A 24942-nucleotide genomic window follows, 5' to 3' on the forward strand; every position below is an offset into this window, starting at 1 on the left:
CGCCGTCAGTTGTTTCTGAACAAATGGCGTTCTGATGAATAAGAGGGTTCGACACATCTCGTGTGTTTGCATGTGCGGCGGGTTTGCAAGTAAGAACTTGCTGCGTTTCGAAAGTTCGTCACACGACCGCACGCAAGAGACCGTTGTTCATGATGGTCAGCACCTGGTACATCTCTTCCCGAAGCTGCTCATTGCGCCGCTTGTCTTGGAAGCGTTCGACAGAAAGAAACCCTTCTATATCGAATTCCGGATCAATCGTGGCCAATCGTCGAATAGCGCGATTCAACCGCTCCGGGTCGCCCAAATGCAGGGCAGCTGCGGCTCGATATGCGGCTGCGCGCCGGGTCCGTCGCGGGAATGCTGTTGCTGCCTGAAAACAAGCTTCCCAGTCCCCCAAGACATAGTGCGCAATGACGCCCACTTCCCGGCAATACTCTGGAAGGAACGGGTCAAGAGCTTCGGCGCGCCTTTGGAAGACCAAACCCTTTTCTCCGTCGCCCAGATAATTGTGAACATTGCCCGCGTGCGCCACTATGTACGCGTGGTTTGGCGTAATCTCGAGCGCGCGCGTGTAATGATAAAGCGCATTGTCAAAGTCCTCTTTGTACAGGGACAGTGACCCCATGATCCGATGCACTTCAGCGTCATTACAGTCCAATTCCAAAGCGCGCCGCCCCATTTCCCAGTAGCGGTCTTCGTCCTTTATCCCAAGCCATTCGTCCCGTGTTGCTACAGCGCAGGCCAGCCATGCCTGAGCGCGACCGAACGCGGGGTCTTTTTCCAAGGCTCTATTCAACCATTTTATGGCGGCTTCGGCATTCTCGCGTGTGACCCCGCCAATGCGGTGATGGTGAAGCCCTCGTTTTAGGCAATCGTAAGCGGCCATATCTTCCGTAGGTTTTTCCCGGGCAGATTTTTCCGCTTGCCGCTCGACGCGACCCGCGACGGCGGCCGAGATTTTGGCAACCATATCGTCCTGAACATCGAACAATTCGTGCACGTCGCAGTCGTAGTTTTCGGACCAAACCTGCGCACCACGAGCCGCATCAAAAAGATGCGCGGAAATCCTCACGCGGTTTCCCAAAACCCTTACGCCCCCCTCAACCGCATACCGAACACCCGTTTCGTTACATATCGATTCTGGCGCGCAATCGCGTCCTTCCAACGAGAAGCTGGCATTTCGTGAAATCACGAACAACTCGGTGAAGCGGGAAAGCTCTGTGATAACGTCTTCTGTAAAACCTTCCGCAAAGTACTGCTGCTCTGGATCGATATTGCGGTTCTGGAAGGGAAGAACAATAACACCGTTATCACGTTGCTGAGGCTTGGCAGCCTGTGATTGAGGCAAGCCTTTCGTAAGCATGCAACTGTGCAGTCCGAGGTCTCCCTCAATCGCATAAAGTTCGATTGCATCTTCAATATTTTTGAAACGCCGGTGACCCATGGGCATGAACCGCACCTGCGCCCCACGTTTGGCTTGTTCGAATACTGCGCTTGAAACCAGAACTCCGCCCGGCTGGGCCTCTGCCTGAATGCGGGCGGCGATATTCACACCGTCTCCCAGAAGATCTTTCCCATCAACAATCACATCGGCAAGATGTATGCCGATCCGCAACTGGAGGCCGATTTCCTGTGCGTTATGAGGGGCCGATAGTTCACGCTGCAATTCAAAGGCCCCTCGGACCGCTGAAACCGGACTGGTGAACTCCGCCAACGCTCCATCACCAGCCCAGCTTATGACCCGAGCACCATGACGCTCCGCCAAATCGCTGACGATATCCCGCAATCGCTTAAGGCGCTTAACTGTGTCCGCTTCAGAGCGTTGCATCAACGCGGAGTATCCGACAACGTCCGTCGCAAGCACTGTGGCAAGACGCCGTTCCATTCTGATCTCCCGGCTAACAAGCTTTAGCAGTATATCATTTTGAAAGACTTAAATCGATTGTTCCCAGTGGGGACCGGAGGAAAATCAGAAAGAATGCTGAATGCCAAAGCGACAGCAAGCGGATTGAAGGCCAATGGCAAAACTTGTTGCTTCCAGCTTATAGGCAAGCTTTGAAAAAGCCTCCGCAAAGGATCTGGCTGTTCGACTTCGTTGAGCCTCGCTTTGCATACCAATCACGCTGCGTCGGTGGCCTCCAAGGCGATTGGCAAACGTCTGTGTCCTAGTTCACAGACCTCTCCTGTGATGGCGGTTAACGTAAGGTCAGACACAGGAGATCGATATGCTTCGTCAGACCTCAAACGCCACGTTTGCACAGACCGCACACACAGCAGGTTTCGTTCGCCCATTGGTTCGTATCCTGCGTCTTTGCACCCAGATGCAGCAGCAAGTGAACCGCTACCATTAACATTCCAGTGAACTCGGAATTGGGACGAAGGTTCTTTGGCAAGTATTCGGGCTGGGGTGGACCCGTACTGATCCCAACACTTCGCTGAATGCGAACTATTTGCCGAAGTCGTGAGTTTTTATCAGCTTGCCTAGATAATCGCGTGTCTCAGCATCCCAAGTGCTCGGATCTTCTCCGTGCGCGATCACCGCGTGAAGTTCCATCAATTTCCATACTTCATCTTCTGTAGAAGCCACGACCTTGCCGGGGCAGGTTTCCATGCCGTCGCAGTCTTTGCAGGCGTACGAAAAAGCAGTACTCATTGTGTTTTCCTCCAGTGTAACTCCGCGGTTCGTCTAAAACTCCTCAAACTTAGGAAGGCCGTCATTGAGCTTGATCCACGGTTGTTTGTGAGAAACGAAAATATGGGCCTTGGGCTCTGCAGCGGATGGATCGTCCAAGGTGGAAGCGGCAAACCAAGCGTCCTTACTCCAGTCCTGACCTTCGATCTCCCCCTCGGCTGCATAGGTCAGAGTGGTGCCGCACTGCGGGCAAAAGCCGCGCGTGACACCTGGTGTTTTTTGAACTGTTCGGATTTCGCCCTTTGTTACAGCAAAATCCTCGGACGCCACTTTTGCCCAAGTGACAAAAGCCCCGCCAAGTGCCATTTGACATGATCTGCAATGGCAATGGCCAGACCAGACTGGGGCCGTGTTAATCCGGTAACGAACTGCACCGCAGTAGCAACCACCTTCAAAACCTTGCATTTGGATAGCTCCCTTTGTTCGAGAGTTGGCGACACGGACGATAGTTTTTTTCGCCAAGTCGGCGTGATCGAGTTCGACTGTCTTCACCCAAGCATTGCCAATTCGTCGCCGTTATGCGAGTCAATTGTTCTGCCCATATATTAGAAAAACTATCATATGAATTGGTTGAACCTGCCGTCTTTGAACGCCCTCCGCGCCTTTTCTGCCGTGGCAGAAGTGGGCAGCTACACCTTGGCCGCAGAATGCTTGAACGTAACGCAAGCTGCAGTCAGTCAGCAGGTAAAGTCCCTGGAAAAGCACCTGGGCATACCTTTGGTTGAAAAACGTGGCCGAGGTATTTCGTTGACCTCTCAGGGGGAACGTTTGGCTCGTGAGCTCAGTATAGGCTTTGAAATTGTTGGCCGAGGCGTGGAGCGCGTAACAGAGGCAGCAACAAACCGGCCAGTACAGGTCACGATGTCACCAGCCTTCGCCGTGGAGTGGTTACTTCCGCGTATGGCTGAATTTCAACGCGCACACCCGGAAATTACACTTATGCTTAATCCAACGTCACAGTTGGTTGAACCTCGTCCGGGTGGGATCGACATAGCAATTCGATATCATGACAAACGTAGGCCAAGGCCGGATGAAGACCCGGTTCTGATTTCTGACATGATTGTCGTCGCCACGCCGGAATTGGTTGAAGGTAAGGACCTGAACAGTCCGGAATCATTAACGCAGTTTCTGTGGTTGCAAGAATTGGGAACAAACGAAGCGAGCGACTGGTTTACCTTCCACGGTGTCGTTCCAGAGCAGCCTCTCTCAGTCAATCACATGCCGGGTAACCTGATCATGGCTGCCGTTCGTAGGGGCGACGGCATTGCCTACACAGCGCGTGCTTTTTTTCAGGATGATCTTCAGGCAGGCAGAATGGTGGAGTTGTTTTCTGAGCCATTATTTGGCGTCTACTACATCCACACTCTGCCGGATCATCATCGACCTGAGGTAATGCTGTTTCTCAAGTGGCTCCGATCGAAGTCAGAAGTCGTGTCAACAGAGGCGGGTGTTTAGCGGGAAGTGCCAAAAGAAACCAAATGCTTGCCGAAGCTGGTCGTTTTAGCCCTTTTGGAAAGTTCCGCGCCCGCCGCGTATATCCGACTAGGACCAAGAGTATTAGGATCAGGTCCACATTCCTGAATTGTGATTCAGGCATCATCCGGGAGTAAGCTGTCGCAACTTCATGTGTGCGGCTTGAAAGAAACTGTCGTGTCCAGCGCATTTGGGTTTCTCACTCCAAGCCACGATCACACTGTTGAAGCGGGAATTCACAATGGAGAGCCAGTAATATTGCGGCCACCTTATTATGCGGTGTCAGACACCTGGATGCTTTTTTGTGACCGGGCGCAGAAGGTTTTGATGGCTTCGGTAAATAACCTCATGCGGCGGTTCATACGTCTGTTTTCAGCATGCACCAGAAAAATGCCCCAGTTTTCGATTTTTACTTCAGGTAGGACCTGAACAATGTCGTCAGAGTGTTGCAGATGTCCAAGGATGAAATTGGGAAGGCGGGCTATTCCTAATCCTTGCTTCATGGCGTTCAGCAAGAACGTCCCGCTGTTGGAGTTGAGGTATGGTTGGAACTCAAAGATTTCCGTCTTTCCGGGTGTTGAAAGAAACTCCCATGTTGCGCGGTGGGCTGATCCAAAGAACAACAACTGATGGTCATGGAGATTTCGCAGTTCTTTTGGGGCAGGATGAGTCTCCAGATACCCTCGACTGCAAAACAGTCCATGCCAAACAGAGCCGACACGCGTTGCGAGTAGCTTGGCCTCGGGTTCGTTCGTTATCCGGATAGCCAGATCGAAATTCTCTCGGGACAGATCCACCTGGCGTTCGTCGAAGTTTACGGTGAGCCGGATTTGCGGGTATTTCCGCTTAAAGTCAAAAAGTGCGGGCTGAAGGAATGAAACACCAAACTCCAGCGGAACACTTACACTTAACGGTCCTTCGACCACGGCGGAAGTGCTTGTGAAATCATCCGTGATTTCATCCATATCCTGTACCAGTCGGGTTGCTCTCTGAAACAGTTCGCGACCGGTCTCGGTTATTTCCCAGTTTCCACGCTGCCGGTCGATCAGAACAGTTTCATAGCGACCCTCCAGTAGAGAAACCCTTCGGCTGACAGCGGATTTTGCAATTCCAAGGCTCTGGGCAGCCCGCGTTATGCTGCCCGCTTCTATGACTGCAACGAACAGTCGCATGTCTTCCATCTGGCCCACGGCATCGTTCTCCAAATTAGAACAAGGTGGGCTAATATTAGTCTCTGGGTTGAAAAAATGAACCAGTTAGTCTGAAGCGAAACGATGCGGCACGTCTTAACACGTGGCACGGTTTGCGGCTTGGAAAGGACAGCTCATGGGACTTCTGCAAGAAGGACGCTGGGTAAATCAATGGTACAACACCTCGGATACCGCAGGTCGGTTCGTGCGGCGGGCACCACAGTTCAGGAATTGGGTCACAGCAGACGGCGCGCCCGGACCAAGCGGCGAAGGCGGGTTCAAGGCCGAAGCCGGGCGTTACCATCTTTATGTTTCTCTGGCGTGTCCTTGGGCGCACAGAACGCTGATCTTTCGCACACTCAAGGGACTGGAGAAAATGATCTCGATCTCGGTCGTGCATTGGTACATGGCAGAGAACGGTTGGACACTTCGACCCGGTCCAGGTGCCGTGCCGGATACAATCAACGGCGCAGATTTTCTGCACCAGGTCTATACCGCTGCAAAACCGGACTATTCCGGGCGGGTGACAGTACCGGTTCTCTGGGACAAAAAGACCAAGACCATTGTTTCGAACGAGTCCCCCGAAATAATCCGGATGTTCAACACGGCGTTCGACGGGATCGGAGCAAAGCCGGGGGACTACTATCCAAAGGAGCTGCGCCCCGAGATTGATGCCCTGAATGACCGGATTTACGACACCGTGAACAACGGGGTCTACAAGGCGGGATTTGCCACCACGCAAGATGCCTATGAAGAGGCGGTCGTCCCTTTGTTCGAAACCCTGGACTGGCTGGACGAGCGTTTGGGCAAACAGCGTTACCTGACCGGAAACAAGACTACCGAGGCAGACTGGCGCCTGTTCACGACGCTTGTGCGTTTTGACCCGGTTTATGTGGGTCATTTCAAATGCAATATCCGCCGGATCGCGGATTATCCTAATCTGTCGGAATATGTACGGGATCTGTACCAACAGCCCGGCGTCGCAGCGACCGTCAACATGGCGCATATCAAGGACCACTATTATGCCAGTCATGAAACGGTGAACCCGTCGCGGGTCATCCCGATAGGTCCCTGTATCGACTACTCCTTACCCCATGATCGCGACAGATTGGATTAAGACATGACAACCACACCACCCATCATCGCCGCTAAGACCCCGGAACGTGTCGAGCTTGAGAAAGGTAAAACCTATTTCTGGTGCCGGTGCGGGCGCTCGCAAAAACAGCCCTTCTGCAACGGCAGCCACACCGGAACCGGGATTGCCCCGCTGAAGTTCATGGCAGAAAAGGACGGCCCGGCTGTTTTGTGCCGCTGTAAAGCCAGCGCCAATGCTCCGTTCTGCGACAGCAGCCACACCAGACTGGGTGACCTGTCCGAGGGCGACCCGGCACCCGAACCGGTGAGCGATGTGCCCAAGGCGACGCCGACCCCCGAAGAGCCAACGGTTGCCCGCATTCATGAACTGGCAAGGGACGGCCTTTCCAAGTTGGGTCACCACGGGGAAATGGGCGCCATGGGCGTGCCGCGCAAAGATTTGCCGCATTGGGACGACATCCAGATTCTGCCCGCGCAGATGGCGCGAAAGCCACTGCTGGATGGCGCCTTGGTATCGACCTCGGTCACAATCGGCCCACGGGCCACCAAGCCGCTGAAACTGGATATCCCGCTATTTGTCTCCGACATGAGCTTTGGGGCCCTGTCTGAGGAGGCAAAGACCGCATTGGCACGTGGCGCCGAACTGGCCGGGACCGGCATCTGTTCCGGAGAGGGTGGCATGTTGCCGGAAGAGCAGGCGGAAAACTCTCGCTACTTCTACGAACTCGCCTCGGCCAGGTTTGGCTGGCGGCCGGAGTTGGTGGAACGCGTACAAGCCTTCCATTTCAAAGGGGGACAGGGCGCGAAAACCGGGACCGGTGGCCACCTGCCTGGCGAAAAGGTGCAGGGAAAAATTGCCGAGGTGCGCGGGCTGGAGCCGGGCCAAAACGCGATTTCGCCTGCGACCTTCCCAGATCTGGAAGGCCCGGAAGACTTCCGCAAACTGGCGGATGAGGTGCGGGAACGCTCTGGCGGTATTCCGATTGGCTTTAAATTGTCCGCAAATCACATCGAGGACGACATCGACTTTGCGCTGGCGGCCAGCGCCGATTACATCATTCTGGATGGTCGGGGCGGTGGCACTGGCGCCGCTCCGCTGATTTTCCGTGATCATATTTCGGTACCCACGATCCCGGCGCTTGCACGTGCCCGGGCGCATCTGGATCAAAAAACAGGCCACGAAGTTACACTGGTTGTCACCGGCGGGCTGCGCGTGGCCGAGGATTTCACCAAGGCAATGGCTTTGGGCGCTGATGTAATTGCGGTCAGCAATTCGGCCATGCAGGCCGTTGGCTGTATTGCGGCTCGCATGTGTAATTCCAACAATTGCCCGGTTGGTGTAGCGACGCAGAAACCCGAGCTGCGGAAAAGGCTGGATGTACAAGTCAGCGCGGAGAGGCTTGCGCGCTACTTCGGTGCGAGTGTCGAACTGATGCAAGTATTGGCAAGAGCCTGCGGTCACCCATCGCTGAGCGATTTCAGTCTGCGCGATATCACGACATGGAAACGCAGTGTCTCGGATTTGAGCGGAATTCGCTTTGCCGGTGTGCGGACATAGACAGCGGCTGTGCAGCCGTGGGTCTAACGGTCGGAACATTTGGGCCACACATCCTTGCGGAAAGGAGTAAGCTCATGCTTGATAACCACTATATCCGAACCGAAAACATGCCGGGCGAGATGCAGATCTTGCTCGAGACATATCCGCGCGACAGTTGGGACTCCCATCCCGGCTTCAAAGAGAAAACGCGCCACTGGCTGGGCGCCCATCAGATGTTTCGCCGTCTTGCCGAATTGGTTCGGACCGATGCCGAGCATTTTCTGGACCGAACGGTGTCACCCGACGCGTACGCCGCCCGTTTGTCCTATTATGGCAACGCGCTTGTCGGCAATCTGCGCGGCCATCACGGCTGGGAAGATCGCAGTTATTTTCCCGAACTCTCTGCGGCGGACCCCCGCTTTGATGCGGGCCTGGAGGTATTGGAAAAGGATCATGCTGATCTTGATCTGGTCCTTGATCAATACACCCGAACAGCCAATCGGGCGATCAAGCTGATCCATCTGGATGAGGCCCAGGCACGTTCAGAGGTCGGAGCGCTGCGCGATACGTCGGAAGTGATCGAGGCCTTTCTGAAACGCCATCTAAGTGATGAAGAAGAGCTTGCGGTGCCTATCATTCTGCACCACCGTCTGAGAGGGTGAAGCTTGAACAATGACGGACCGTTCTAAACAGGAAGACCAGTCAAATGCCGAACTGCGCCGCGCCCGAGGGGAATTCGTGCGCGGCGTCAGCGGTTTCCGGCATGCCATCGGCGATACTGATTTTCCCGCAGAACCGGGCAGGTATCACCTGTTTGTCGCGCTCAACTGCCCGTGGTGCCACCGGGTTACACTGGCCCGCAACGTGTTGGGCCTGCAGGGCAGTATTTCGATGGATGTGATGTTTCCCAACCGAACAGACGAAGAAGACCCTGAAGGCCCGAACCACTGGCAATTCGCACCCGACCTGGTGGCTTCGCTGACCGGGACAGCACTTCCGGAATGCACCGCCGAGACCGGCACTGGCCAGGGTTTCAGGCTGGTGCGCGACATATATCGGGCAGAAAGTTCTGAAGAAAAATCGGTTCCAATCCTGTACGATAAAAAGTCAAAGCGCATCGTCAACAACGAAAGCGCCGAGATCATTCGCATGCTGGATCGCAATGCGGTCGAACTGGGCAGTTCGCGTGGCAACGATGAACGGCCAGTTCTTTACCCGGATGATCCGGCCATTCGGACAGAAATCGACGAGCTGAACGAACTGGTTTACGTCAATATCAACAACGGTGCCTACAAAGCCGGATTTTCGTCTGATCAAAGCGTATATGCGGCGGCTTTCACCGCCTATTTTGACACTCTGTCACAGCTTGACACACGCCTTGCCAGCGACGGTCGCATGTTTCTGACGGGCGATCATTTCACCGAAGCAGACCTTCGCCTGTTTCCGACGCTGTATCGACACGACCCGGTCTATTACCTGCGTATGAAGCTCAACGGTGCCAAGATCCTTGACTACCCGAACCTATGGCGCTGGCTTTGCCGCGCGCATTCCGTGCCGGGCGTGGAAAACAGCGGTTCAATTGAACACTGCCGCCAAGGGTATTTTGGTCGAAGCTGGAATGGTGTTGTACCCCTTGGCCCCACGAAACCAATGACATACCCCGAGGCCTACAAACATCCGGAACTAGCGGACCATCGCCATGCGAAGTGATCTTCATTTTGGGCGCGCATGCAACGTTTCAACATCGACTGACCCAGAGTTGCCGCCCCATATGCGATACTAACTGCAGCAGTCATCCCCCAACTGGATTGGCGGACATGGGACCGTCGCGTAAGAGCAGAATACACAGCAATCGCCCTCCAGCGGCTTCAAAACGGCCTTGCATGACTTGCATTCATAGAACCACTGGCAGGAGTCTGTTGGCATTTTCTCGGTTTCGACGTGCCCACATTCAGGGCAAGTCAGAGTACTGTCGAGCACCACGGTTTGTTTCGTCATTGTCTCACATCTTCATGATTAGATAGTCGTTGATCTGAGCCTCTTTGAACACGATGACCCATGCCAGTGCGGTGATCAACGAGCTTCCTGCTAGCCACCACTTCAACTGCCCCAAGGCCCTGTTTCGATGAGATAGAAACCACCCAATCGCGACCAGCGCTGTTGAGATGGCGAGAACGTAATAACTTCCCGCAGCAATTTTTCCGAATACCGCCAACCAGCTGCCTCCCAAGCCCAGCAACATCACGGCCATTGGAAGAACACAGCATGTTGCGACGCCCAGAGCAGAAGCCGATCCAAGGTAGCTTAGGATCACGTATTTCTTCATGTTTCACTCCGTGGGTATTCAATTTGATCGAGTTGAGGCACCAACTGTCAGATTGTATAACTCCTGTAGCGACTACAGGATCAAGAGGGGTCAATTCACATGATTGCGATAGGAGAGGCTTCCCGGCAAAGCGGTGTCAGAATAGAAACCATCCGCTATTACGAACGCGAAGGTATCGTACCAAGACCCGCGCGAGCTCTGAACAATCGCCGCCTCTATTCAGCGAACGATGTCGGAAGACTTCGCTTTCTGAAGAAGTGCCGTGACCTGGGGTTTCCGCTTTCAGACGCCAAGGCGCTTTTGGAACTGTCAGAGGGAAGTACCGATGACTGCCGATCAGTCAAAGAATTAGCCGAGGCTCACATTGTCAGTGTTCGTAGCAAGACTGATGAACTCAAACGCCTGGAGCGCGCCTTGAAAGAGCTTACAGCCAATTGTGATAGTGGCAACGTTCACTGCCCGATGCTGCAAAGACTGAGAAAGATGGAAGACACCTGACGTGGGCTTCTGGGTCAGAACCTGGGTTTCGAGTAGCCGACATTTCACGTCAGACCAAGGTCTGTGGTGCGGTAAGAGATTGTAGTTCATAGTCGATTTCACAATGAGAGGAAAAATAGCTGACCTGACAATTGGCAATTGGTCGCTGTCGCGAGTTTTTCTTGCGGCCAGCATTGCTGTGATGGGCACTGCGACCGCGATAGTTGGGGTCTGGGTGTCAAATCGAATTCAGAATGCTGTCGTCCAGAATTCCGCCAACTCTGCCGCGCTTTATATGGAAAGCATCGTTTCCCCCCTCAGTCAGGAATTGGCGCACGGCGACCGAATTTCGGAGCAGGCAAGCCGGGCACTGGACGAGATATTCATGACCCAGCCAATGCGCGACCGCGTTATTTCCTACAAATTCTGGAAACAAGGAGGTGTCATCGCCCACGCCTCGGATACTGCGATAATTGGCAGCCGGTTCAGCCTGACCGACGATCTGAAGCAAGCTTGGGGCGGAAAAATCTCCGGCTCTTTTGAAGAGCTTGATCATGCCGAAAGCGCCGCCGAAGCGGCCCTTGGGATACCTTTACTTGAAGTGTACAGCCCCATTCGCGAGCTTTGGTCCGGTGAAATCATTGCGGTTGCGGAGTTCTACGAAAGGGCTGATCAACTGGAACTGGACCTTGCCAAGGCAAGAAGAACAAGCTGGTTGGTTGTCGGCTCGGCATTTGTGGCCAGCACGATCGTGTTGTTTTCGATTGTTGCAATTGGTGACAACACAATTCAGCGACAGGGGCGTCTTCTGGAAAAGCGCCTTGCAGAAAGCGAACAGATGGCCGAGCAGAACGCCCAGTTGCGGTCACGTGTCGTCGAAGCGTCGGAAAGATATGCCACGCAGACGGATCGGTTTCTCAAGAAGCTTGGTGCCGAACTGCATGATGGTCCCGCTCAGTACCTGTCTCTGGCTGCCCTTCGATTGGAAGCAGCGTTTCCCGAAGGGTCTGCCAAGCCCAAAGAGGCCGAAGAAATTCATCAATCCTTGCAGAAGTCCCTTGCAGAAATTCGTGCATTGTCGCGGGGGCTGTCGGCTCCGGACATCGACAATCTTGCTCTCATCGATGTCGTGAAGAGGGCCGTTGAAGATCACTCGGAACACAGCCCGCTGCGGCCGGAGATTTCGTTTCAGGGTCGCCAGTCGCCGGAATTGTCACTGTCGGACAAGTTGTGTGTTTTTCGGTTTTTGCAGGAAACGCTCTCCAATGCAGCAAGATATGCCCCGGGTTCGCGATGCACCGTCACCAGTGAAGTGCAAAGTGACCGCATCGTCATTCAGGTCAGCGACGACGGACCCGGTTTTGACACTTCGGACGAAACCGTTTTGCGCGACGATGGAGGGCAGGGATTATTGGGCCTGCGAGATCGGGTCGAGAGCATTGGTGGCAGGTTCAGTGTATCGTCGCGCCCCGGCAACGGCACCACAATAGCAATGACATTATTTCCCAGAAAGATGAGTGCATTATGACCACATCTGTCGTTATAGCGGATGATCATCCGATTTTCAGGGACGGCCTGCAGCGTACCTTGGATGAGGCCGACGGGTTCGAGGTTCTCGCCGCCGGTTCAAGTTCGGAAGAGGCGATAGCGCTCGTCGGATTGCATCAGCCAGACATCGCCATTCTTGACCTCTCGATGCCGGGAGGCGGGATAAGCGCAACACGCATGATTGCGGCAATGACAAACCCACCCTTCATTGCGATCCTGACGGTCTCGGAAAACAGCAGTGACATTGCGGATGCACTGGAAGCCGGAGCCATAGGGTACATTGTCAAGGGCGTGACAGCGAGCGAGCTGACAGCTTCTCTGCGCAGCATTGCTGCGGGCGAAGGGTTTGTCTCGCCGGGTCTGGCCTCACGCGTGCTGCTTAAGATCAACAGCGAAAACGGTGCCCGCAAAAACAGAGACATCCTGAATGATCTCACGCATCGCGAGGAGGAAATCCTGCGCCATGTGGCCAAGGGGTTGAGCAACAGGGAAATCGCCGTAGGGCTGGGTCTTCAGGAGAAAACCGTGAAGCATTACATGACGGCGATCTTGTCCAAGCTTCACGCGCGAAATCGGGTGGAGGCCGCTTTGATAGCGCACGATGCTTGGAACAGAGGAGACTAATCGCCGTGTCTTCGATGAATAAGGCGGTCTCTGCTTATGAGAGACCGCCTGGGGTACTTCTGCCAGGAGCGCCGTTTAATTTGCGATTGCCTGCAATCTGCGTCGATCCGAGGCGGTTGCGTTTCTTTCAACAACAGTCCGGTTGAACGGATCTTTCAGTTCATAGCGCCCAAACTCGATCTCTTCTTTCCACCCATTGGCGTAGTTCACTTCGATGTTGTCGCCTTGGCGTTCAATTTTCGTGGGGCGACTGCCAGATGCGCCGCCTTGGCCACTTGAGCGTACGTTGTTGATTGAGATGCCGTTCGCCAAAGACCGCAGTCGTGAGACGTCGGCACCAGTCGCGGGACGCTCCTCGACGGTTCGGTTTTGCGCATTCTTTCTTTCATAGCGACCGTTTTCGATCTCTTCCTTGGTTCCGTCGGCGTAACGAACTTCGATGCCGCTCGCATTTGTCTCAACCTTCGTTATCCCGGCCGAACCTGTTGGTCTGCCGCCGGTCTGAGACCGATCCTTTTTACCGCTGCCCCTGTTGGAGCGCTTTGAGTCATCATCGTCGTCATCATCATCATCACGACCGCTTTTGCCCGATCCTGAATTGTCGTCACGATCATCATCCCGGTCGTCGTCACGATCGTCATCCCTGTCATTGTCGCGATCATCATCTCGGTCGTCGTCGCGACCATCGTCGCGGTCACCACCACGGCCGCTGTTTCCCGATCCCGAGTTGTCGTCCCGGTCATCGTCGCGATCATCCCCGTCTTTGCCCTTGCCGCTTTTGGCGAACGCGTAGACCGGTTCAAACTGAAGGCGACCGTCTGCGTCAAACTTTGGCACGTAAGGCGTCGCTGCAATCAACGAAGCCAATGCCACTGTGCTTAGAAGTTGACCTAACTTTTTTTGGGCTTTCATATCCGCCTCCAATGCCGTTTGACGCGTTTTTTGATACTGAAGACAGGCTACCCTTGGTCGGGCCTTCCCACATCGGGCTTAGGTCTGACGATTTTCAAGCCGAACGTCTTAGCCAAGATCCTGTGGCCTTTTGAACCACCGTCAGTTTCGGGGCGCATCACAGGGGCGGTTTCCCGATACCAAAGACCCATTTCCTCGAACGGCAGTTACTCCGGCACAGGCGCAGCGGACGGCAGGGAAACGGCTTTGAGATAGGCGGCAATCGCCAAGCGGTCGTCATCTGTAAGCTGTGATGTGTTCTCGATGACCTCCGCCATTTCACCACCCGCGCTGTCATAGTCCGGTGTGAAACCGGATCTCAGGTATTCCGCTATGTCAGCTTCAGACCAATCAAGCTGGTCGGCGGTCAGGCCGGGGATGCGACCCTTGCCGCTTGGGTTTGGCGCGCCTGCCAGCCACAGATCACGTTGCAGACCACCGAAGGAATTTCGCGGTGTGTGGCATTCAGCGCAGTGTCCTAACGCCTCGACCAGATATCGGCCTCGGGCTTGTTGGTCCGTCAGGTCGCCTTCAACCACCCAACCTGGCTTCAGGTACAAAAGCTTCCATCCCCCCAGCCCGCGTCGAATGCTGAATGGAAAGCCGACCTCATGCGCGTTACTTTCCACGGCGACAGCTGGCAGGGTGCCGAGGAAGGCATGGAGAGACGCAACATCCTCCAAGGTCATGTTGGCATAAGACGTATAAGGAAAAGCCGGGTAATAATGTTGCCCCTCGGGACCCGTGCCATGAAGCAGGGCGTTGGCCAGATCCAGCGCAGACCAGGACCCAATTCCGGCTTCCCGATCACTGGAAATGTTGGGGGCTATGAATGTGCCAAAACCCGTTTCAAACCGACGCCCTCCGGCGAGTTTAAGCTTCTCCTCTCCGGTGGCATCCGGCGCCGCGTGACAGGATGCACATCCGCCTGCATAGAAAACAGCCTCACCTCTGACGAGATCGGCGGTGACATCATTCAGTTGCGCCGGATCCACTCTTTGCGGTCGGGTCAGCAGTACACCAGCCAACCCGACTAAAATCACGACACCAGCGGCCAATCGCAAGAAACTCCGCACCTTCAGTGCCTCATCAGTTTTCTGGCGCTCTGTATGCCTTGTGACATGCCGTACAGGCTCCGCCCAATTGTCCCATCGCCGCTTTCACGGCTTCTACATCTTGTCCTGCCGCAGCCTGCATCGCAACGGCGGCGTCAGCCACAGCCTGCACCTTTGTTCCGACGTCGGGAAAGTTCTCCCAGATGGCGGGCAGGGCACGGGTGGCTGGGTCGGACGCATTGTCGGAACCAGCCGGCCACATTGCGGATTGATCGATCTGCGTCAGAACGACAATATTGTTGGCAGCCCGAGTTGCCGCCTCGGCATCGTATTCCACCTCTCCCTTTATCATTCCGCCGAGTGTTTCCAGATTAAAGGCATAAAGCTTCATGATTGAGGTCCGAGCTTTTACAGCCGGGTTCTGACTTTCCTGGGCGATGGCTGTTCCTATTGCGGCTACCGACAAAAGACCTGCCGCGAAAATCGTAATTTTCTTCTTCATGGTATTTCTCCCTGTTGAATACACCGAATGTTAGCTTGAACGAATTTTCTTGTAATTGTTTGTTATTCGTCGTCCCCTGTTAATTTATGAACAACGACAATTGGGATGATATCCGATACGCGCTTGCCGTCACCAAATACGGATCGTTGAATGCAGCGGCGTCTGCCTTGGGTGTCACACATGCAACGGTCCTGCGCAGAGTGGCCGCGTTCGAACAGCGAAATGGCTGCACTATCTTTCAGAAAAGCCCGTCGGGATATTGCGCGCTCCCCGAGGCCCGAGCAGTTCTTTCTGCCATGGAAGGCGTTGAAGACGCGGTCCTTTCGGTGGAGCGGGCAATTGTGGGTGCAAACCGGTCCCCTGTCGGTCGCGTGCGCATTGCATCCACTGACAGCCTCTGCCAGCTTGTGCTGCCAAAAATACTGACTGATATTTCAAATCTTTACCCCGGCTTGGAACTGACTTTGTTGAGTGGAAACAGCCACCATGATCTGCCCCGGTTGACTGCAGATATCGCAGTACGGCCGTCGGTTCAGCTTGGGGAAGGTCTGGTTGGGGAACGCTCGGGTACATTGTCGTTCGGAGTTTATGATGATGGTTCCCCAGATCAAAAATGGATGAGGCTTGATGGCGCATTAAGCCGCTCTCTCCCGGCTAACTGGATGGCGGAACACGTGAATGCTGACGATATAACCAACGGAGCAGACAGTTTTCTGGTCCTCCAGCAGATGGCGGCTTCGGGCGTGGGCAAGACCTTTCTGCCCACATTCATTGGCGACGCGGACGCCCGGCTTCGCAAGTCGGACGACGCGGTTCCGGATTTTGAGGTTCCGCTCTGGGTCGCGACACTTGAGGAAATCGCGCACACCCCGAGGTTTGCCGTCGTTCAGCGGGCGTTGGCTGGACGGTTACCCAAAGCACTGGCACGTTGACATCATACCGAAAAGAAGTACTGCGGCCATCTTTTCGGTAGAACAGCCATACTAAGAACTACCGCGTTTACGCGGGGCCAACACGCGTCTGTGCCTTAAATCATCATCTCGATAGAACCATGCCCGGTGATGAAATGGACCAGTTAGATGGGCAGGGTGGGCAACGTTGAAACCCGGTCAGAGTTTACGGAACACAAGGAAACTCGAGCGTAAGACTTGCGCCACGCGCGGCTTTGTTGATTGAAACCTGCCCACCGTGACGCTGTGCGACGGCGGCAACGATGGACAGGCCCAGCCCGCTGCCTTCGGAGTGCTCCAGTTGTGAAAATCGCCCAAAAGCTGCTTCGCTTTGGTCGGGGTCTATCCGCATGTGGACGTTCAGGCATGTACTGACAACATAGTGCTGCTCTGTTCGAACATGCACGCGGGCACGCCGTCTTACGCTGCTGCTGAACTGACCTGGGCGCTGACCATGGCCGGAATGCGGAACCTGCCGGCGCAAATGGAATCGGTCAAGGCAGGGCGCTGGCAATCCGGGGTCGGCAAGACACTGCGCGGGTGACAACTGGGCCTTTATGGCTATGGGCGTATTGCCCGGGCCGTTGCGGGCTATGCCGAGGCGTTTGGCATGAGCGTTGTTTGGTGGTCGTCTGAAGATGGCCGCGCCCGCGCAGCCGCCGATGGTGCGGCGGTCGCATCCAGCCGACAGGCGTTTTTTTCCGGCAGCGATGTCGTTTCGATCCATGTGCGCCTGAAACCGGACACCCGCGGTATCATCACGGCAGCCGACTTACAGGCGATGAAGCCCGGTTCGCTGTTTGTGAACACGTCGCGGGCCGGTCTGATCGAACCCGGCGCGCTGTTACAAGCGCTCAATAACGGCCGCCCCGGAAATGCGGCAATTGACGTGTTTGACACCGAACCGCTGACCGATCCTGACGACCCGTTGCTGTCGCATCCCAACCTGATCGCAACGCCGCATATCGGTTTGGTGACCGAAGATGAGTTTGACCTGCAATTTGCGGATATCTTTGATCAGGTGAACGCCTTTGCCGAAGGCGCTCCGATCCATATGATCAATCCCGAGGTCTGGACCAGCGCAAAATAAGATTGGCCGCGATGGGCGCGCCAATGATAACCAGCACAATCCGCGTCAGGTGATGAGTGATCACGAATCCCAAATCCGCGCCTGAAACAATGGCCAGCACAGTCATCTCGGCCTGACCTCCGGGTGCAAAAGCAAGGAACGCCTCGACAGGGTGACCCAGCCCGAGTGTGGTGACAACAGCCGTAAAACCCGCAGCCAAGATTGCAAGAACAACGACATAGGCAACGCCGGCGGCAACGACGCGGCGCAATTCGCCCCATGTGACGCCAACGAATTTCACTCCGATCCCGCACCCTATGAAGAACTGCGCAGCCAGAATAGCTTCACGCGGAGGACGGGAGTGGATGAAATCCCCCAAGGACAGAGCAGCGGTCAGGATCATCGGCCCGAGGATGGATGCGCCGAACAGGCCAATTCGCTCTCCGCCTTTCCAGCCGACCAAGGCGGCCAGAACCATGAGCAGAATTTCGTGCACCGGCAGATTGCTTGCGGGCTGCCCGATGGGGTTGGTCAGTTCAGCATCGTAGAACACTGTCAGAAACAGCGGTGCCAAAGTAACAATAATCAGAACGCGTGTACCGTGAATCAGCGACAGGGTGCGTGGATCGGCGCCGGCTTCGGTCCCGAAGATGATCATATCCTGCAATCCGCCCGGCATTGCGGCGTAGAATGCGGTTTTCTCATCGAACCCCCACACTTTGCGAAAGAACGGAACCCCGACCAGCGCGATCAGAATGATGAAGAAGGGGATTAGCATGATCGATGCCGCCATCTTGGGCAGTTCGGCGAACAGGGCAGGCGTGATCGAGGCACCAACAGCGACACCCAGAATGGTCCGGGCTGCGACAGAAACCTGACCAAACCCTTCCATTGGTGCGTGGGCCAGTGCCGCAATCAGGCAAGCGGTCATTGGGCCGAACAAAAACGGCAGCGGCAGGTCCAGCGCCCAAAAGATCGCGGTGCCGAACAGCGCGAGGCCAAGGGTCATCGACCGCTTCACGAACAGCGAAGTCTGGTTTCCTGGGGTGGACAAAGGTTGGTTTCCGACGCTGTTGACTCGCTATGTATCCAAATGTATACAAATGGACGCAATATGCAAGTGTGAGTGTTATGACTATTCAGGACGACCCATTACTGCCCGGCCCGCAAGGCAGCTCTGCCTATCAGAGATTGCTGGACGAGATCCGCGAAGGGTCGTTGTTGCCTGGTGACCGACTGCGGGAGATTGAGCTGTCCGATCGGCTTGGCGTCAGCCGAACGCCGGTCCGCGAAGCCATCCGTCAGCTTGAGGCCGACGGGTTGGTCACGCATGTCCCGCGATTGGGCGCGACGGTCCGCAGCCTGGATTACGCCGAGGTCATGGAACTGTACGAGATGCGCGCCGTGCTTGAAGGCACTGCAGCGCGCCTTGCTGCGCGGGCCGCGTCGGACGTGGAACTGGACGAGCTTGAGGTTTTGAATGAGCGTCTGGCCGAGGCGGGAACAGGTCCGGATGCGGCGAGGATCAACCGGATTTTTCACGCAACGCTACTGGATGCGGCCAAGAACCGGTTTCTGGCAAAATCCATGCTGTCCTTGCAAAAGGCTTTGTTGATCCTTGGCCCATCGCAACTGCTGGACAGCGATCGGGCTGAGGCTGCCGTGGCCGAACATCGCCGTATCATGGCCGCCCTCAAAACACGTGACGGGGCGGCGGCCGAGACGGAAATGCGAGCGCATATCCAGGCTGCGCAACGCATGCGCATTCGCGCATTGCAGGAACGAGATCGCACCAGCGATCAAGGCCAATAGGACAACCGGAAATGGCCCCTCAGACCGAAGCTTATGATATTGCAGTGATCGGCGGGGGAAATGCCGCCCTCTGCGCCGCGATGACGGCAGCTGAGGCGGGAGCCCGTGTTCTGATCCTGGAGGCAGCGCCGAAACCCTATCGCGGTGGAAACTCGCGTCACACCCGCAACTTTCGCTGTATGCATTCGGGCCCTCTGGGTCCGCTTGTCGAAGCGTATGGCGAGGACGAATACCTGTCCGATCTTTTGAAGGTGACCGACGGACAAACTGACGAGCGTCTCGCACGGCTGGCGATCCGCACTTCCGAGGAATGCCTGCCTTGGATGGAAGAACACGGGGTCCGGTTCCAGCCGTCGCTTTCGGGGACCCTGTCGCTGGCGCGAACCAATGCGTTTTTCATGGGTGGTGGCAAGTCCCTGGTCAATGCGTATTACAGGACTGCGGCAGGGCTGGGCGTTGAAGTGTTGTACGAGGCTGCCGTCACCCATCTGGAACTGAATAGCGACAGGGTCGAATGGGTCGACTATACCTGCGAGGGGCAGTCCCACCGCATCGCACCGAAGGCGATCATTGTTGCCTCGGGCGGGTTTCAGGCCGACACCGATTGGCTGACCCGTGCCTGGGGACCGGCGGCGCAAAACTTCCTGATCCGTGGTACGCCCTATAACCGCGGTGTGGTGCTGGCCGATCTGCTGGATCAGGGTGTCGATAGCGTCGGCGACCCGACCCAATGCCACGCCGTTGCGATCGACGGACGCGCGCCCAAGTTTGACGGTGGCATTGTCACCCGTCTTGACTGCGTGCCGTTCTCCATCGTCGTGAACAAGAACGCCGAGCGGTTCTATGACGAGGGCGAGGATGTCTGGCCCAAGCGCTACGCGATCTGGGGTCGTCTGGTGGCGGCCCAGCCGGAACAGGTGGGCTACGTGATCATCGACGCCAAATCGCTGAACCTGTTCATGCCGTCTGTTTTCCCGCCGCTTCAGGCTGATACTCTGGATGAACTGGCCGACATAATGGACTTGCCTGCCGGAAAGCTGAAGGCAACGGTCGCCGAATTCAATGCCGCCTGTGGCGACGGCAGCGGCTTCCATCCAACCGAGCTGGACGGAGTTTCCACATCCGGCCTGACACCACCAAAGACAAACTGGGCCCGCCCAATCTCGGAACCGCCGTTCTATGGCTACTCGCTGCGCACCGGTGTGACCTTCACCTATCTGGGGCTCAAGGTCGACGAGACGGCACAGTGTTCAACCCCTAACGGCAAGATCAGGAACCTTTGGGCGGCCGGAGAAACCATGGCGGGATCGATCCTGGGGCAGGGGTATCTGGCCGGGTTCGGCATGACCATTGGAACGGTGTTCGGACGCATAGCAGGACGTGAGGCCGCCGCTCATGCAAACTGAACTGATACAGGATGCCCGCCGTCAGGCCGAGATTTGCAATGCCTGCCGGTATTGCGAGGGTTACTGCTCGGTTTTCCCGTCATTGCACGCCGAGCGCGCGTTCTCGGATGGCGACATCACCCAACTCGCCAACCTCTGTCACAATTGCAGGGGTTGCTATTATGCCTGCCAGTACACCGCCCCGCACGAGTTTGATCTGAACCTGCCTGCTGCTTTGGCCGAGGTGCGCCGTGACAGTTGGGAAAGCTTCGCCTGGCCCCAGCCTTTGGCGCGTCGCTTCCACACCCAAGGAGGGGCAATTGTGCTTGCGCTGGTCCTCGGTTTTGCCGCGCTGTTTTGGGCGGTCCGGGCAATCGGGTCTTCTGGCGGCGACGGTTTCTATGCGGCTCTTTCCCACAAAGCGATGGTGGCGATCTTTATGCCCGCCTTCCTGCTGCCGCTGTTCAGCATCGCCATCAGCTTGCGCCGCTATTGGCGTGCGGTTGACGGAAAACCGATCCAATGGGCCGATCTGACGGCAGCGTTCAAACGCGCCGGAACGATGCAGGATCTTGCCGCCGGCCACGGCGAAGGCTGCAATTTCGAAGATGAAGACCGGTTCAGCCAGGCCCGCCGACACGTGCATCAGGCGATCATGTATGGGTTCCTGCTTTGCTTTGCCTCAACCTCGGTTGCGACAGTGATGCATTACGGCTTTGGCCTGCATGCACCCTACGGATTCTGGTCATTACCCAAGCTGCTTGGCGTCTCAGGCGGTATCCTGTTGACCATCGGCTGTGGCGGCATGGTCATGTTGAAGCAGAAATCCGATCGTGACCTTGGCGACACCTCCGCGTGGGGCGGAGAAATGGGCTTTATCCTGTTGCTGGGGTTTGTTGGCCTCAGCGGCCTTGTCCTTTACGTGCTCGGCTCGACCACAGTGATGCCCGCACTTCTGGCCATCCATCTGGGGTCGGTTCTGACCTTCTTCCTGCTGATGCCCTATACCAAGATGGCACATGGGTTCTATCGCCTCGCCGCACTTATCAGAGATGCACAGAGGAAGCGCGGCACATAAATGGTTCGCACCAGCCGCTGCTTGCGCCCTGGATCGAAGGTGGAAAGGGTCCGGTCAGCGGGCTCTGGTCCTGAACAGGAGCAGGAACACGAACGCCGATCCGATTGAGGTTGTCACGATCCCGACAGGCAATTCCTGCGGGGCCAGCAACAAACGGCTGATAATATCCGAGCCCGTCAGCAATGCCGCGCCGACGAGAGCTGCGGTCGGCAGCAGATGGCCATGCAGCGGCCCCGCGATTCCGCGGGCGATGTGGGGGACCATCAGACCGACGAAACCGATGACACCGGCGACCGAGACGAACACCGCCGTTGCCAGCGCCGCAACAAAGAACATGCTGAACCGCAGTCCGCGCACGGGTACGCCGAGGGTGGAGGCAGTAAGATCGCCGGTCAGCAGCGCGTCGAGCCAGCGGCTGCGGTAGAGAGAAAAGCTCAGGATCAGAAGCAGGCCTGCGCAGACCAGCGGAAACGTCTCCCAGCGGGCCAGGCCCAGACCGCCCAGCATCCAGAAAATCACGGAATGCGCGGCGCGGCTGTCGCCTGCAAAAATCAGGTAGTTGGTGATGGCCGAGAACAGGAACGAAACCGCAAGCCCGGCCAGGATCAGTTTTTCGGGCGCGCTTGTGCGTAAACCGTGAACCAGCGCCAGCACGATGCCCGACGCCACAAGCCCGCCGCAGAACGCGGCCAACGGCAGGGTCCAAAAGCCCAGCACGTCGCCGGTCACGGTGATCACAAACACGGCGCCGGCCGCCGCACCCGAGGACAGGCCGAACAGGAACGGATCAGCAAGATCGTTGCGCGTTGTGGTTTGCAGGACCACGCCGACGATGCCCAACCCGGCGCCGATTACGGCCGCGAACAGGGCGCGCGGCAGGCGCAAATCAAACACGATCCGGTGCAAAGGCGACATGTCCCCGTCACTCAGACCGGTTCCCAGCAAGACAGCGGTGAACGTGTCGGAAACCGGAATGGATGTGGTGCCGTAGATGGTTGAGATCAGCAAAAGGGCGGCCAGAACGACCGCCCCCAGCAGAAGTGTCAGGCCGAGTCGGCCCATATCAGTTGAGATCCGGATGCATGGCCTGCGCCATTTTCAGGATCGCCTCGATATTTGCCGGTCCCGGGGTCAGTTCCTCGTACCGCAGGCCAATCCAGGCTTCATTCTTGACAGCATCTGTCTGGGACATAACCGGATGCTCCTGCAGAAATTTGAAGGTATCCTCGGCGCCGTTGCCGGTTTGGTAATCCAGCAGCACCAGAAATTCGGGGTTGGCGGCCGCTACCGTTTCCCACGAGGTGCGGCCCCAGCTTGTATCCATGTCATGGGTCACGTTTTCACCGCCCGCTGCGGAAATTATCGCATCGGGAATGGCAAACTTGCCCGCGGTGAAGGGCGCATCAGCCGGACCATCCAACAGGAAAACGCGCGGTTTGGGCAGATCGGCGGTCCGGGTTTCGATCTCGGTCAGTTCTTCTTTCCAACCATCAACCAGTTCCTTCGCCTTGTCTTCGACCTGCATGACCTCGCCCAGTCGCAGAACGTCATCAAACAGCAGGTTCATGCTGGCTTCGGGGCGGTCCTTGTCCAGATGCACGCAGCTTTCGGACAGGATCAAGGTTTTGATGCCAAAGGGTTCCAGCGTGTCAGGTGTCACGTCTCCGCCCGGCTTCATCCCGTAATACCAGCCCGCGAAGAACATGTCGGGTTCGACGGCCACAAGGTTCTCGACCGTTGGGTATTTGGGCGCAAGCTCGGGAATATCGCCGCGCAGCGTATCGAATTCCGGGCTGGTTTTGTACCATCCGGTGATGCCGGTCAGCCCGACGATCTTGTCTTGCAGACCCAGCGCAAAGGCCATGTCGGTCATGTTCATATCGTGCACGACAATCCGCTCGGGTGCAGTTTCAAAAACTAGCGACTTGCCGCAATTGTCGACGGCAATTTCTTGTGCCGACGCACCGCCTGCCAGGGCTGTGGTCAGGACCACCGACCAGATCTGTTTCATTCAAAGATGCTCCTAGGGTTAGTTTGAGACCGAGGTTTTTCGGATATCCAGCGCCGGAATCACGCGGCCCTCATGGTGAAAGCACAGGTAGTCGACGCCAAAGGTTTCCCGGACCCGGTCCGAGGTCAGCACATCGGCCACGGGACCAAAGCCCGTGAGCCGCGCGGATTTCATCATGGCCACGTGAGTGGCGAATTCGGGGATCATGACGAGGTCGTGGACGATCATGACCACCGTTATGCCCAACTCGGCAACGAGCGACAGCATCCGCCCCTTGGCGTCGGGGTCCAGATGGTTTGTCGGTTCGTCCAAAAACAATAGTGAAGGGTTCTGTGCCAGAGCACGCGCGATATGCGCGCGTTGACGTTCGCCCCCGGAAAGTACGCCCATTCGTTTTTCCGCCAGATCACTCAGACCTGTCAGGTTCAAAACCCTGTCCAGTTCGGCGGCGTGGCCCTCTTTCGACCGGTCAGCCCGGATCGGGATTCGCCCCAAGGCCACATATTCCCGCAAAGACAATCTGCTATCCGGCAGCTCGTGCTGGCTGACAACAGCGATCATTCGGGCGCGCTGGTTGGCGGGCATGTGTTTCAGGCTGCGCCCATTGATCAAAACGTCGCCCAGCGCCAGTTCGGCTGTGCCGCACAACAGGTTCAGAAGCGTCGTCTTCCCGGCCCCGTTCGGCCCGGCAATTGCAAGGATGGCACCTTCTTCCAGTTCGAAAGACGCCGCTTGCAGCAGTACATCACCATTCAGCGCATAGTACTCGACGTCACGCACGGCAAGAAATGCAGAGGTCGTCATGAATGCTCCTCCAAAGTCATTCGGGGCAAACGGGAAAGGGTTTTGTCAAAAAGCGCGCTCGGCCTGTCGGACGCGCAGGTCCATCCATCGGCACTGTTCTGATATTGCAACGCGAATTCGGCCAAGGCCGCGATGTCATGCGGGGTCCGGATGTCGCCGAACAGGTATTGGGCTTTGCCGGCGGCCTGAAACCCAACAGTTGTCGGCTGCGCACACCCGGCCATGCAATCGACCGTGCGAATGGCAAACGCGGACGGCAGCGCATCTGACAAAGAAGAGCGTATTTTGTCCGCAGACAAATCACCGTTGCATGTCGAACAGATCAGAAGAACATGATCAGTGGCGTCTGACATGGTCCGCTCC

At 56.4% G+C, this 24942-nt stretch carries 29 protein-coding genes; 14 read left to right on the forward strand and 15 right to left on the reverse strand.

The window, feature by feature from the left end:
- Nucleotides 1–118: 118 nt before the first annotated feature.
- The 3 genes from ACR0CG_RS08800 to ACR0CG_RS08810 all read right to left on the reverse strand — a co-directional run bounded on the left by ACR0CG_RS08800 (nucleotide 119) and on the right by ACR0CG_RS08810 (nucleotide 3097).
- Nucleotides 119–1885 (reverse strand): adenylate/guanylate cyclase domain-containing protein, encoded by a 1767-nt coding sequence (locus ACR0CG_RS08800; RefSeq protein ID WP_480524188.1) that lies wholly within the window; start codon nucleotides 1883–1885, stop codon nucleotides 119–121.
- Nucleotides 1886–2446: 561 nt separating this feature from the next.
- Entirely contained in the window at nucleotides 2447–2653 is a 207-nt protein-coding gene (locus tag ACR0CG_RS08805; protein ID WP_170614837.1) for a DUF1059 domain-containing protein, read from the reverse strand.
- A 33-nt stretch (nucleotides 2654–2686) separates the two neighbouring features.
- Nucleotides 2687–3097 carry a GFA family protein gene (locus ACR0CG_RS08810; protein WP_480524189.1) on the reverse strand — a complete coding sequence of 137 codons (411 nt, stop codon included), beginning with the start codon at nucleotides 3095–3097 and terminating at the stop codon, nucleotides 2687–2689.
- A 156-nt stretch (nucleotides 3098–3253) separates the two neighbouring features.
- Here ACR0CG_RS08810 and ACR0CG_RS08815 point away from each other — a divergent pair, with 156 nt between their 5' ends.
- Nucleotides 3254–4147 carry a LysR family transcriptional regulator gene (locus tag ACR0CG_RS08815; RefSeq protein WP_170614835.1) on the forward strand — a complete coding sequence of 298 codons (894 nt, stop codon included), beginning with the start codon at nucleotides 3254–3256 and terminating at the stop codon, nucleotides 4145–4147.
- Nucleotides 4148–4437: 290 nt separating this feature from the next.
- Here ACR0CG_RS08815 and ACR0CG_RS08820 read toward each other — a convergent pair whose 3' ends face one another.
- The gene (locus ACR0CG_RS08820; protein WP_480524433.1) at nucleotides 4438–5346 is read right to left on the reverse strand and encodes a LysR family transcriptional regulator; all 909 of its coding nucleotides are present in this window, start codon (nucleotides 5344–5346) and stop codon (nucleotides 4438–4440) included.
- A gap of 145 nt (nucleotides 5347–5491) precedes the next feature.
- Here ACR0CG_RS08820 and ACR0CG_RS08825 point away from each other — a divergent pair, with 145 nt between their 5' ends.
- The 4 genes from ACR0CG_RS08825 (at nucleotide 5492) to ACR0CG_RS08840 (ending at nucleotide 9697) form a co-directional block, all read left to right on the forward strand.
- Complete coding sequence (locus tag ACR0CG_RS08825; RefSeq protein ID WP_480524192.1) at nucleotides 5492–6472, forward strand: glutathione S-transferase family protein; 981 nt, start codon at nucleotides 5492–5494, stop codon at nucleotides 6470–6472.
- A gap of 3 nt (nucleotides 6473–6475) precedes the next feature.
- Nucleotides 6476–8008 (forward strand): glutamate synthase-related protein, encoded by a 1533-nt coding sequence (locus tag ACR0CG_RS08830; protein ID WP_480524194.1) that lies wholly within the window; start codon nucleotides 6476–6478, stop codon nucleotides 8006–8008.
- 74 nt (nucleotides 8009–8082) lie between these two features.
- Nucleotides 8083–8649, forward strand: a complete 567-nt coding sequence (locus tag ACR0CG_RS08835; protein ID WP_480524196.1) for a hemerythrin domain-containing protein — start codon at nucleotides 8083–8085, stop codon at nucleotides 8647–8649.
- Between the two features lie 10 nt (nucleotides 8650–8659).
- On the forward strand, nucleotides 8660–9697 hold the full coding sequence (locus tag ACR0CG_RS08840; protein ID WP_480524198.1) for a glutathione S-transferase C-terminal domain-containing protein: 1038 nt from the start codon (nucleotides 8660–8662) through the stop codon (nucleotides 9695–9697).
- A 69-nt stretch (nucleotides 9698–9766) separates the two neighbouring features.
- Here ACR0CG_RS08840 and ACR0CG_RS08845 read toward each other — a convergent pair whose 3' ends face one another.
- Together ACR0CG_RS08845 and ACR0CG_RS08850 are read right to left on the reverse strand one after the other, a co-directional pair.
- A complete protein-coding gene (locus ACR0CG_RS08845; protein WP_480442187.1) occupies nucleotides 9767–9985 on the reverse strand; it encodes a GDCCVxC domain-containing (seleno)protein in 219 nt (72 codons plus the stop codon).
- A gap of 4 nt (nucleotides 9986–9989) precedes the next feature.
- Nucleotides 9990–10313 carry a hypothetical protein gene (locus ACR0CG_RS08850; RefSeq protein WP_480524200.1) on the reverse strand — a complete coding sequence of 108 codons (324 nt, stop codon included), beginning with the start codon at nucleotides 10311–10313 and terminating at the stop codon, nucleotides 9990–9992.
- A gap of 99 nt (nucleotides 10314–10412) precedes the next feature.
- Between ACR0CG_RS08850 and ACR0CG_RS08855 the strand changes: the two genes are divergently transcribed.
- From ACR0CG_RS08855 to ACR0CG_RS08865, 3 genes are all read left to right on the forward strand, one after another.
- Entirely contained in the window at nucleotides 10413–10811 is a 399-nt protein-coding gene (locus ACR0CG_RS08855) for a MerR family transcriptional regulator (protein WP_480524202.1), read from the forward strand.
- A gap of 181 nt (nucleotides 10812–10992) precedes the next feature.
- Complete coding sequence (locus ACR0CG_RS08860; RefSeq protein WP_480524204.1) at nucleotides 10993–12318, forward strand: sensor histidine kinase; 1326 nt, start codon at nucleotides 10993–10995, stop codon at nucleotides 12316–12318.
- On the forward strand, nucleotides 12315–12962 hold the full coding sequence (locus ACR0CG_RS08865) for a response regulator (protein ID WP_480524206.1): 648 nt from the start codon (nucleotides 12315–12317) through the stop codon (nucleotides 12960–12962). Before ACR0CG_RS08860 ends, ACR0CG_RS08865 begins: the two co-directional genes overlap by 4 nt.
- Nucleotides 12963–13037: 75 nt before the next feature.
- Here the strand turns inward: ACR0CG_RS08865 and ACR0CG_RS08870 are convergent, their stop codons facing one another.
- From ACR0CG_RS08870 to ACR0CG_RS08880, 3 genes are all read right to left on the reverse strand, one after another.
- Nucleotides 13038–13874, reverse strand: a complete 837-nt coding sequence (locus ACR0CG_RS08870) for a hypothetical protein (RefSeq protein ID WP_480524208.1) — start codon at nucleotides 13872–13874, stop codon at nucleotides 13038–13040.
- Nucleotides 13875–14080: 206 nt separating this feature from the next.
- Nucleotides 14081–14989 (reverse strand): c-type cytochrome, encoded by a 909-nt coding sequence (locus ACR0CG_RS08875; protein ID WP_480524210.1) that lies wholly within the window; start codon nucleotides 14987–14989, stop codon nucleotides 14081–14083.
- A gap of 13 nt (nucleotides 14990–15002) precedes the next feature.
- Nucleotides 15003–15470, reverse strand: a complete 468-nt coding sequence (locus ACR0CG_RS08880) for a cytochrome c (RefSeq protein ID WP_170807858.1) — start codon at nucleotides 15468–15470, stop codon at nucleotides 15003–15005.
- A gap of 86 nt (nucleotides 15471–15556) precedes the next feature.
- On the opposite strand from ACR0CG_RS08880, the gene ACR0CG_RS08885 reads away from it, so the two are divergent.
- Entirely contained in the window at nucleotides 15557–16402 is an 846-nt protein-coding gene (locus ACR0CG_RS08885) for a LysR family transcriptional regulator (RefSeq protein WP_480524212.1), read from the forward strand.
- Nucleotides 16403–16586: 184 nt separating this feature from the next.
- Here the strand turns inward: ACR0CG_RS08885 and ACR0CG_RS08890 are convergent, their stop codons facing one another.
- A complete protein-coding gene (locus ACR0CG_RS08890) occupies nucleotides 16587–16772 on the reverse strand; it encodes a sensor histidine kinase (protein WP_480524214.1) in 186 nt (61 codons plus the stop codon).
- Between the two features lie 30 nt (nucleotides 16773–16802).
- Here ACR0CG_RS08890 and ACR0CG_RS08895 point away from each other — a divergent pair, with 30 nt between their 5' ends.
- Nucleotides 16803–16964, forward strand: a complete 162-nt coding sequence (locus ACR0CG_RS08895; RefSeq protein ID WP_480524216.1) for a hypothetical protein — start codon at nucleotides 16803–16805, stop codon at nucleotides 16962–16964.
- A 3-nt stretch (nucleotides 16965–16967) separates the two neighbouring features.
- Nucleotides 16968–17510 (forward strand): NAD(P)-dependent oxidoreductase, encoded by a 543-nt coding sequence (locus tag ACR0CG_RS08900; RefSeq protein ID WP_480524435.1) that lies wholly within the window; start codon nucleotides 16968–16970, stop codon nucleotides 17508–17510.
- On the opposite strand, the gene ACR0CG_RS08905 is transcribed toward ACR0CG_RS08900, so the two are convergent.
- Nucleotides 17479–18498, reverse strand: coding sequence for an AbrB family transcriptional regulator (locus tag ACR0CG_RS08905; RefSeq protein WP_480524218.1), 1020 nt, complete (start codon nucleotides 18496–18498; stop codon nucleotides 17479–17481). The two genes, ACR0CG_RS08900 and ACR0CG_RS08905, sit on opposite strands and share 32 nt — an antisense overlap.
- A 122-nt stretch (nucleotides 18499–18620) precedes the next feature.
- Here ACR0CG_RS08905 and ACR0CG_RS08910 point away from each other — a divergent pair, with 122 nt between their 5' ends.
- Genes ACR0CG_RS08910 through tcuB form a run of 3 tightly spaced genes read left to right on the forward strand, consistent with a single transcriptional unit; the run spans nucleotide 18621 to nucleotide 21764 of the window.
- A complete protein-coding gene (locus tag ACR0CG_RS08910; protein ID WP_480524219.1) occupies nucleotides 18621–19301 on the forward strand; it encodes a GntR family transcriptional regulator in 681 nt (226 codons plus the stop codon).
- Nucleotides 19302–19312: 11 nt separating this feature from the next.
- Nucleotides 19313–20707, forward strand: a complete 1395-nt coding sequence (gene tcuA / locus ACR0CG_RS08915) for an FAD-dependent tricarballylate dehydrogenase TcuA (RefSeq protein WP_480524220.1) — start codon at nucleotides 19313–19315, stop codon at nucleotides 20705–20707.
- On the forward strand, nucleotides 20697–21764 hold the full coding sequence (tcuB, locus tag ACR0CG_RS08920; protein ID WP_480524222.1) for a tricarballylate utilization 4Fe-4S protein TcuB: 1068 nt from the start codon (nucleotides 20697–20699) through the stop codon (nucleotides 21762–21764). The genes tcuA and tcuB overlap by 11 nt, the downstream gene beginning before the upstream one ends.
- A 54-nt stretch (nucleotides 21765–21818) precedes the next feature.
- On the opposite strand, the gene ACR0CG_RS08925 is transcribed toward tcuB, so the two are convergent.
- The 4 genes from ACR0CG_RS08925 to ACR0CG_RS08940 are packed head-to-tail and all read right to left on the reverse strand — an operon-like array spanning nucleotide 21819 to nucleotide 24932.
- Nucleotides 21819–22826, reverse strand: a complete 1008-nt coding sequence (locus ACR0CG_RS08925; RefSeq protein ID WP_170681002.1) for an iron ABC transporter permease — start codon at nucleotides 22824–22826, stop codon at nucleotides 21819–21821.
- Nucleotide 22827: 1 nt separating this feature from the next.
- Complete coding sequence (locus tag ACR0CG_RS08930; RefSeq protein WP_480524224.1) at nucleotides 22828–23775, reverse strand: ABC transporter substrate-binding protein; 948 nt, start codon at nucleotides 23773–23775, stop codon at nucleotides 22828–22830.
- An 18-nt stretch (nucleotides 23776–23793) separates the two neighbouring features.
- Nucleotides 23794–24579 (reverse strand): ABC transporter ATP-binding protein, encoded by a 786-nt coding sequence (locus tag ACR0CG_RS08935; RefSeq protein WP_480524225.1) that lies wholly within the window; start codon nucleotides 24577–24579, stop codon nucleotides 23794–23796.
- Complete coding sequence (locus ACR0CG_RS08940; RefSeq protein WP_480524227.1) at nucleotides 24576–24932, reverse strand: DUF1636 family protein; 357 nt, start codon at nucleotides 24930–24932, stop codon at nucleotides 24576–24578. The genes ACR0CG_RS08935 and ACR0CG_RS08940 overlap by 4 nt, the downstream gene beginning before the upstream one ends.
- Between the last annotated feature and the right edge of the window lie 10 nt (nucleotides 24933–24942).

It is taken from the genome of Ruegeria sp. AB8 (assembly GCF_056542605.1).

What these genes read in the sequence shown, in the direction of transcription:
- ACR0CG_RS08800 (WP_480524188.1), bottom strand. Translation starts at nt 1,885, where the DNA reads ATGGAACGGCGTCTTGCCACAGTGCTTGCGACGGACGTTGTCGGATAC.
- ACR0CG_RS08805 (WP_170614837.1), bottom strand. Translation starts at nt 2,653, where the DNA reads ATGAGTACTGCTTTTTCGTACGCCTGCAAAGACTGCGACGGCATGGAA.
- ACR0CG_RS08810 (WP_480524189.1), bottom strand. Translation starts at nt 3,097, where the DNA reads ATGCAAGGTTTTGAAGGTGGTTGCTACTGCGGTGCAGTTCGTTACCGG.
- ACR0CG_RS08815 (WP_170614835.1), top strand. Translation starts at nt 3,254, where the DNA reads ATGAATTGGTTGAACCTGCCGTCTTTGAACGCCCTCCGCGCCTTTTCT.
- ACR0CG_RS08820 (WP_480524433.1), bottom strand. Translation starts at nt 5,346, where the DNA reads ATGGAAGACATGCGACTGTTCGTTGCAGTCATAGAAGCGGGCAGCATA.
- ACR0CG_RS08825 (WP_480524192.1), top strand. Translation starts at nt 5,492, where the DNA reads ATGGGACTTCTGCAAGAAGGACGCTGGGTAAATCAATGGTACAACACC.
- ACR0CG_RS08830 (WP_480524194.1), top strand. Translation starts at nt 6,476, where the DNA reads ATGACAACCACACCACCCATCATCGCCGCTAAGACCCCGGAACGTGTC.
- ACR0CG_RS08835 (WP_480524196.1), top strand. Translation starts at nt 8,083, where the DNA reads ATGCTTGATAACCACTATATCCGAACCGAAAACATGCCGGGCGAGATG.
- ACR0CG_RS08840 (WP_480524198.1), top strand. Translation starts at nt 8,660, where the DNA reads ATGACGGACCGTTCTAAACAGGAAGACCAGTCAAATGCCGAACTGCGC.
- ACR0CG_RS08845 (WP_480442187.1), bottom strand. Translation starts at nt 9,985, where the DNA reads ATGACGAAACAAACCGTGGTGCTCGACAGTACTCTGACTTGCCCTGAA.
- ACR0CG_RS08850 (WP_480524200.1), bottom strand. Translation starts at nt 10,313, where the DNA reads ATGAAGAAATACGTGATCCTAAGCTACCTTGGATCGGCTTCTGCTCTG.
- ACR0CG_RS08855 (WP_480524202.1), top strand. Translation starts at nt 10,413, where the DNA reads ATGATTGCGATAGGAGAGGCTTCCCGGCAAAGCGGTGTCAGAATAGAA.
- ACR0CG_RS08860 (WP_480524204.1), top strand. Translation starts at nt 10,993, where the DNA reads ATGGGCACTGCGACCGCGATAGTTGGGGTCTGGGTGTCAAATCGAATT.
- ACR0CG_RS08865 (WP_480524206.1), top strand. Translation starts at nt 12,315, where the DNA reads ATGACCACATCTGTCGTTATAGCGGATGATCATCCGATTTTCAGGGAC.
- ACR0CG_RS08870 (WP_480524208.1), bottom strand. Translation starts at nt 13,874, where the DNA reads ATGAAAGCCCAAAAAAAGTTAGGTCAACTTCTAAGCACAGTGGCATTG.
- ACR0CG_RS08880 (WP_170807858.1), bottom strand. Translation starts at nt 15,470, where the DNA reads ATGAAGAAGAAAATTACGATTTTCGCGGCAGGTCTTTTGTCGGTAGCC.
- ACR0CG_RS08885 (WP_480524212.1), top strand. Translation starts at nt 15,557, where the DNA reads ATGAACAACGACAATTGGGATGATATCCGATACGCGCTTGCCGTCACC.
- ACR0CG_RS08890 (WP_480524214.1), bottom strand. Translation starts at nt 16,772, where the DNA reads ATGCGGATAGACCCCGACCAAAGCGAAGCAGCTTTTGGGCGATTTTCA.
- ACR0CG_RS08905 (WP_480524218.1), bottom strand. Translation starts at nt 18,498, where the DNA reads ATGACCCTTGGCCTCGCGCTGTTCGGCACCGCGATCTTTTGGGCGCTG.
- ACR0CG_RS08910 (WP_480524219.1), top strand. Translation starts at nt 18,621, where the DNA reads ATGACTATTCAGGACGACCCATTACTGCCCGGCCCGCAAGGCAGCTCT.
- tcuA (WP_480524220.1), top strand. Translation starts at nt 19,313, where the DNA reads ATGGCCCCTCAGACCGAAGCTTATGATATTGCAGTGATCGGCGGGGGA.
- tcuB (WP_480524222.1), top strand. Translation starts at nt 20,697, where the DNA reads ATGCAAACTGAACTGATACAGGATGCCCGCCGTCAGGCCGAGATTTGC.
- ACR0CG_RS08925 (WP_170681002.1), bottom strand. Translation starts at nt 22,826, where the DNA reads ATGGGCCGACTCGGCCTGACACTTCTGCTGGGGGCGGTCGTTCTGGCC.
- ACR0CG_RS08930 (WP_480524224.1), bottom strand. Translation starts at nt 23,775, where the DNA reads ATGAAACAGATCTGGTCGGTGGTCCTGACCACAGCCCTGGCAGGCGGT.
- ACR0CG_RS08935 (WP_480524225.1), bottom strand. Translation starts at nt 24,579, where the DNA reads ATGACGACCTCTGCATTTCTTGCCGTGCGTGACGTCGAGTACTATGCG.
- ACR0CG_RS08940 (WP_480524227.1), bottom strand. Translation starts at nt 24,932, where the DNA reads ATGTCAGACGCCACTGATCATGTTCTTCTGATCTGTTCGACATGCAAC.